Consider the following 6,710-nt stretch of genomic DNA (forward strand, 5'->3'; position numbering starts at 1 on the left):
TTGTTGGCTACGCTCATGCACCCGAATCACTGACTAGTCTTTGACCTTAAAGTAAATAAGCTCATCGGGATTTATTCGCTTGCCGCCTACCTGCAACTCCAATGACTTTGGGTATATGTCAAAAATTCTTATGCGGTCAGACGAGAAGCGTCTTGCGCGATAACCAGCTCTTCATTGGTTGGGATAACCAGAGCCAGACGGCTGCCATCTTTGGTGATAGTGCCAGACTTACCAAAGCGCGCGGCCATGTTACGTTCGTGATCAATTTCAAAGCCCAGCAGGCCCAGTTTGTCCAGTGTCAGTTCGCGTACCATCGCGGCGTTTTCACCGATACCACCGGTGAATACCACGGCATCCAGACGACCATCCATCAGTGCTGTGTAAGCACCGATATATTTCGCCAGACGGTGGCAGAATACGTCCATTGCACGTTTAGCATCGGCTTTGGTTGCATAGTTGTCTTCAACATAACGGCAATCGCTGGTGACTTCAGTCAGGCCCAACAAGCCAGACTCTTTGGTCAGCATTTTGTTGATTTGTTCAACACTCATGCCCAATGCATCATGCAAATGGAAAATGATGGCAGGATCGATATCGCCACTACGAGTCCCCATCACCAGACCTTCCAGTGGCGTCAGGCCCATAGAAGTATCAACACATTTACCGTTACGCACCGCAGTCACTGAGCCACCGTTGCCCAAATGGCAAGTGATGACGTTCAGCTCTTCCAGTGGCTTGTTCAGGGTTTTTGCCGCTTCCTGGCTCACATAGAAGTGGCTGGTACCGTGCGCACCATAACGACGGATACCGTGATCTTTGTATAAGCTGTACGGTAGGGCGTAGAGGTAAGACTCTTCCGGCATAGTCTGGTGGAAAGCGGTGTCAAACACGGCGACATTTTTATCAGCCAGATTCGGGAAGGATTTCAATGCTTCAGCGATACCGATCAGGTGAGCAGGGTTATGCAGTGGTGCAAACGAGGAGGAATCTTTGATACCCTGCAGTACTTCGTCGGTAATGATTGCTGATGCGGTGAATTTCTCGCCGCCATGCACAATACGGTGACCAATTGCAGTCAACTGTGCAGAAAGCTCTGGTTTTTGTGCCAGAATAGTATTAACAATGAAGTTAAGTGCTTCGCTGTGTGCTGCACCAGCACCCAATGCTGCTTCCTGTTTGCTGCCTTCCAGTTTCCATTTGATACGGGCTTCCGGCAGATGGAAGCATTCGGCTAAACCAGAGAGGTGTTCTTCACCATTGGTCGCGTCGATGATAGCAAATTTAAGGGAAGAGCTACCGCAGTTAAGAACCAGTACTAGCTTACTCGACATGGAAGTACCTATTTATAGTCGTGTTCGGCGTTTGTTTTTGTATGACCGATACCTATATTGTATCGAGGGGACAAAAACAGCGAAAACACGAGGTTAATAAAACGTCAATCTAACCAAAAGCGTAGCGCATATTGGCGTCGACATTAATGATTAACATCATGCGATAGCAAAAAAGGCATGATGATAGAAAAACCGCCGATTAAACATTAAGAACTAGCGTTAAAGCCTGGTGATAAAAATCGGTACGATTTAACAAAAATGATTTAAATGCTGCGAAAAGTTGACATAAATAGCATCATCTTCTAGCGGCCAAAAGGCCTAGTTAGGATACCGATAGCGCGGCCTAAAAACAAAATATATTTAACAGACTAATTTTTAGTTTGTGGATTGCAAAAAAAATTTTAATCTTTGTTTGTGAAGTTGAGGTGAGCCATGACAACAGAACCTTCTGATTCCGTAAGTTGGTTTCAGGTACTCCAGCGCGGCCAGCACTATATGAAGACCTGGCCGGCGGATAAACGCCTGGCACCGGTGTTTGCGGAGAATCGCGTGGCGACAGCAACTCGTTTTGGCATTCGCATCATGCCACCGCTGGCAATCTTTACCCTAACCTGGCAGATAGCGCTGGGCGGTCAACTGGGGCCAGCAATTGCTACCGCTCTTTTCGCCTGCGGCTTACCGCTGCAAGGATTATGGTGGCTAGGTAAACGGGCAATCACGCCGCTCCCGCCAACATTACTCCAGTGGTTCCACGATGTCCGTAACAAGCTGGCCGAAGCTGGGCAAGCCGTCGCACCTGTTGAACAAACGCCGACTTACCAATCTTTGGCTGACGTGCTGAAACGTGCCTTTAAACAGTTGGATAAAACGTTTCTTGATGATTTGTAACGGCGGCTTGTTATCGGGTTTCTGACTGGGTTTTCCTGCGCCCGGTAATTCCCTGTGCAAAATCCCCTGTCAAATCAAAGTATGCCACGACTCTGTGTGCGATGATTTCCTCATTATTTATGCCTTAGGAGTTTAGTGATGGATATGACAAACGCCCAACGACTCATTCTGTCGAATCAGTACAAGATGATGACGATGCTGGATCCAGAAAACGCTGAGCGTTATCGCCGCCAGCAAACTATCGTCGAACGTGGTTTTGGTTTACAGATGCGTGAACTGGATCGCGATTTTGGTGAAATGAGCGAAGAGACTTGCCGTACTATCATTAATATCATGGAGATGCATCACGCGCTGCAAGTCTCTTGGGGCAACCTGAAAGAGAAGCAGGAACTGGATGAACGCCGTGTCGCCTTCCTGGGTTTTGATGCTGCCACTGAGTCCCGTTACCTGAGTTACGTGCGCTTTATGGTGAATACCGAAGGCCGCTATACCCATTTTGACTCAGGAACTCACGGTTTCAATTCCCAAACCCCAATGTGGGACAAATACCAACGTATGCTGGCTATCTGGCAATCATGCCCACGCCAATATCACCTGAGTGCGGTTGAAATTTCGCAAATTATTAATGCCTGATTGACGTTTTAAGAGGATGTGCTTGTGGAGTGTAAAGGTTTTCTTTTTGATTTAGATGGAACTCTGGTTGACTCACTGCCGGTGGTTGAACGAGCCTGGATTGGCTGGGCACAGAGCCGTGGCATTAGCCCCGCTGAAGTGCTGGATTTTATCCACGGTAAACAAGCCATTACCTCTTTACGCCATTTTATGCCGGGTGCGAGTGATGCCGAACTGCAAGCCGAGTTTCTGGCATTGGAACAAGTTGAAGCCAATGACACTGACGGCGTCACCGCGCTACCGGGGGCGGTGGCATTGCTAGAACGACTGAACAACTTATCTATCCCGTGGGCTATCGTCACCTCCGGCTCGGTTCCGGTGGCTTCAGCCCGCCGTGCCGCAGGGGGCTTGCCGCTGCCTGAGGTGTTTATCACCTGCGAGCAGGTAAAACACGGTAAACCTCAACCAGATGCATATTTGTTGGGGGCAGAGCGTTTAGGCTTAGCACCTGCGGATTGTATCGTGGTGGAAGATGCCCCCGCTGGGATTTTATCGGGCCTGGCAGCAGGCTGTCAGGTGATTGCGGTTAATGCCCCAAGCGATACGCCTAAACTCGCTCAAGTTGATCTGGTGCTAAGTTCGCTGGCACAAATTCGCGTTGACAGTACGGCTCAGGGTGCGCGGGTCGTGCGGCTAGATTAAGCACTATCGAGATGCCTTACTCTCTCCACTGGGAGCGCCGGATGGCGCTCTTTTTGTTGGTTTTTACTGCGCTATCTGTGATGGCAAACGGTGAAGATTCTGTGGTTTAGCCCAAACTTTATCGCATAGTGAATAACCGTAAAAAATGGCGAGCGGACGATCTGCAATTGCCCCTGCCGATAATGCCCTAATGACCTGCCTACAATAGACTATTCTCTGTATAGTCAGTCGGTTAAATGGCTCTGAATACGCGGGGTAAGTTTTATTTTTGGCTAAATATTGCATCACAAATTGCAGAATTTTCTTTTAGAAAAAAACACGATAATGCGATTGTGGGATAGTAAGCACATAAATTTGCAGCCATTATTGATCTCAGACAGCGGTCGGCATTGATTTTAATGTTTTACTGCCAGAGCCGGATATTCCCTTTCACTTGTAGCCAGCGAGGCCATTTTGAACAGCGAACTATTGTGGGTATTGACGCTACTTTTAATCGCTATTGTACTGTTTACCACCAATAAATTGCGTATGGATGTTGTGGCTCTGTTGGTGATAATTGCCTTTGTGATGAGCGGCACGTTGTCATTAGGTGAAGCCACCAGCGGATTTAGTGACCCCAATGTTATTTTGATCGCCGCGCTGTTTGTTATTGGTGAAGGGCTGGTCAGAACCGGCGTCGCTTATCAGGTGGGTGATTGGTTGGTCAAAGTGGCCGGCCACAGCGAAACCAAAATGTTGGCGCTATTAATGGTCACGGTCGCTGGATTGGGCGCTTTTATGAGTTCGACCGGCGTGGTGGCGATTTTTATCCCGGTGGTATTAAGTGTCGCCAGTCGAATGAAGATCTCTCCGGGGCGGCTGATGATGCCATTAAGCTTTGCCGGGCTGATTAGCGGCATGATGACGTTGGTGGCAACGCCGCCTAATATGGTGGTCAACAGTGAATTATTGCGCGAGGGCATCAAAGGTTTTGGTTTCTTTGGCGTGACACCGATTGGCATTATCATTTTGCTGATGGGGGTTGGCTACATGTTAGTTGCCCGCCACTGGCTGGGGGGGAAACAGGAAAGTTCAGAAAGAGAGCAGCAATGGAAGCGCCGTACCTTCCGTGATCTTATCCGCGATTATAAACTTACCGGCCGCGCCCGCCGCCTGGCGATTCGTCACGATTCCCCTTTGATTGGCCGTTCGCTTGATGAGCTGCATCTGCGCGCCCGTTATGGTGCGAACGTGGTAGGGATTGAACGCTGGAAACGTTTTCGGCGGGTGATGGTCAGCGCCACCGGTTCGTCTGAATTGCATGAGAATGATGTCTTACTGATTGATATGTCTGATTGCGACATAGATTTACGTGAGTTCTGTACTGAGCAAATGCTGGAGCCGATGGTGCTGCGCGGCGAATATTTCTCCGAACAGGCCCGTAACGTCGGGATGGCTGAAGTTTCTCTGATTCCTGATTCTGCGCTATTAGGGAAAAGTTTACGTGAAGTCACCTTCCGCACCCGTTATGGCCTGAATGTGGTGGGTATCCGCCGTAATGGCAAGACATTGGAAGGCAAGCTGGTTGATGACAAACTGCAATTTGGTGACATTTTGCTGGTTATCGGTGACTGGAAGTTGATCCGTCAGTTACAGGCTAAAACCCGTGACTTTATCGTGCTAAACCTACCTGCTGAAGTGGATGAAGTGGCACCCGCCATTTCGCAAGCCCCACATGCATTATTCTGTCTGGCGTTGATGGTTGCCATGATGATGACCGACGAGGTGCCAAATGTGATAGCGGCGTTGGTGGCGTGTTTGTTGATGGGGCAGTTTCGCTGTATTGACATGGAAAGTGCTTATCGCTCAATCCATTGGCCGAGCTTGATCCTGATTATTGGGATGATGCCCTTTGCGCAAGCGCTGCAAAAAACCGGTGGGGTAGATTTGATTGTGCAGGGGCTAATGGATGTGGCGGGCGGCATGGGGCCGAGAGTGATGTTGCTGTGCTTATTTGTGCTGTGTGCCACCATCGGGCTATTTATCTCCAATACCGCGACAGCGGTGTTGATGGCACCGATTGCCATCGCTGCCGCTCGTGAGATGTCGCTTTCCCCGTATCCATTCGCGATGATTATCGGTATCGCCGCATCCGCGGCCTTTATGACGCCGGTTTCATCCCCGGTTAATACCCTGGTATTGGGGCCAGGTGGTTATAAATTTGGTGATTTTATCCGCATCGGGGTACCGTTTACGATATTAGTCATGATTGTTAGTGTGATGGTGGTGCCGGTGCTGTTCCCATTCTGATTATCCTTCGCCCTTGGCGTTACAGGGTTGTTAGCTGTGTTTGCGCACCCGAATCACTGACTAGAGTCAGCTCATCGGGATGTGCTCACTGGCTGCCTACCTGTAATGCCAATGACTTTGGCTAATTTTATTCGGCAGCTCAAATGTGCTTTTGAAAATCAATTTCAACTTTAATCCAGTGAATCGAGGCTGATTTCGTCTAATGATAGGCTGAAGCTGGGCACGAAAATTTCCATAAAATAATCCATTTCCGGGCTTTGACGCATGGCGAGGGTTTTCTCTAGCCGTGCCTTGGCTTGGATGAATTCGTTGTTACCTGCGGATAATTCTTCCAGACATTTTAGATAAGCACACAGGGCATCAGCTTGTTTAACCAGTGCTTTTTCCTCTTCGCTGTAATAGTGTTCATCCAACAGACAGCGGAAATCCTGCTGTAACTCGGCGGGCAGCATTTCGATCAATTTCTGCTGGGCGACTTTTTCTTATTTTTTTGTATTCATGCGCAATTTGTGGGTTGTAATATTTGATAGGGGTTGGCAAATCACCGGTGATCACTTCACTGGCATCGTGATACATCGCCAGCAGTGCGATACGGTCGGCATTAAGATTGCCATTAAATTTACGGTTTTTGATGATAGCCAATGCATGAGCGACAAATGCCACCTGCAAACTGTGCTCAGAAACATTCTCAGTGCGGACATTACGCATCAGCGGCCAGCGATTGATCAGTTTTAAGCGGGATAGGTGAGCGAAGAAGTGACTCATAGTTTTCTCTCTTTGTGACTTTTAAAGGTAGAACCGGGGATAGCATATCAGATTGGGTTTTGGTTGATGTTGGATTTGATCGGATCCTATTTCGGTTGTTATTCGTTCAGTGATTACTTTATC

The 6,710-nt window shown here is 48.6% G+C and carries 5 protein-coding genes and 1 pseudogene; 4 read left to right on the forward strand and 2 right to left on the reverse strand.

The genetic code is table 11. The annotated features are described in order from the left end of the window. Window positions 1-128: 128 nt before the first annotated feature. On the reverse strand, window positions 129-1,331 hold the full coding sequence (gene ackA, locus YALDO0001_RS18770; protein ID WP_004705533.1) for an acetate kinase: 1,203 nt from the start codon (window positions 1,329-1,331) through the stop codon (window positions 129-131). A 432-nt stretch (window positions 1,332-1,763) separates the two neighbouring features. On the opposite strand from ackA, the gene yfbV reads away from it, so the two are divergent. The 4 genes from yfbV to YALDO0001_RS18790 all read left to right on the forward strand — a co-directional run bounded on the left by yfbV (window position 1,764) and on the right by YALDO0001_RS18790 (window position 5,822). Continuing rightward, window positions 1,764-2,219 carry a terminus macrodomain insulation protein YfbV gene (yfbV, locus tag YALDO0001_RS18775; RefSeq protein ID WP_042546455.1) on the forward strand — a complete coding sequence of 152 codons (456 nt, stop codon included), beginning with the start codon at window positions 1,764-1,766 and terminating at the stop codon, window positions 2,217-2,219. Between the two features lie 138 nt (window positions 2,220-2,357). Then, window positions 2,358-2,852 (forward strand): YfbU family protein, encoded by a 495-nt coding sequence (locus tag YALDO0001_RS18780; protein ID WP_042546454.1) that lies wholly within the window; start codon window positions 2,358-2,360, stop codon window positions 2,850-2,852. A 24-nt stretch (window positions 2,853-2,876) separates the two neighbouring features. Then, window positions 2,877-3,533, forward strand: a complete 657-nt coding sequence (locus YALDO0001_RS18785; RefSeq protein ID WP_004705536.1) for a sugar phosphatase — start codon at window positions 2,877-2,879, stop codon at window positions 3,531-3,533. A 453-nt stretch (window positions 3,534-3,986) separates the two neighbouring features. Further along, on the forward strand, window positions 3,987-5,822 hold the full coding sequence (locus YALDO0001_RS18790; RefSeq protein WP_004705537.1) for an SLC13 family permease: 1,836 nt from the start codon (window positions 3,987-3,989) through the stop codon (window positions 5,820-5,822). Window positions 5,823-5,992: 170 nt separating this feature from the next. On the opposite strand, the pseudogene yfbR reads toward YALDO0001_RS18790, so the two are convergent. Then, a pseudogene (gene yfbR / locus YALDO0001_RS18795) lies at window positions 5,993-6,587 on the reverse strand (5'-deoxynucleotidase). Window positions 6,588-6,710 lie beyond the last annotated feature (123 nt).

The organism is Yersinia aldovae ATCC 35236 (assembly GCF_000173735.1).
Taxonomy (GTDB): domain Bacteria; phylum Pseudomonadota; class Gammaproteobacteria; order Enterobacterales; family Enterobacteriaceae; genus Yersinia; species Yersinia aldovae.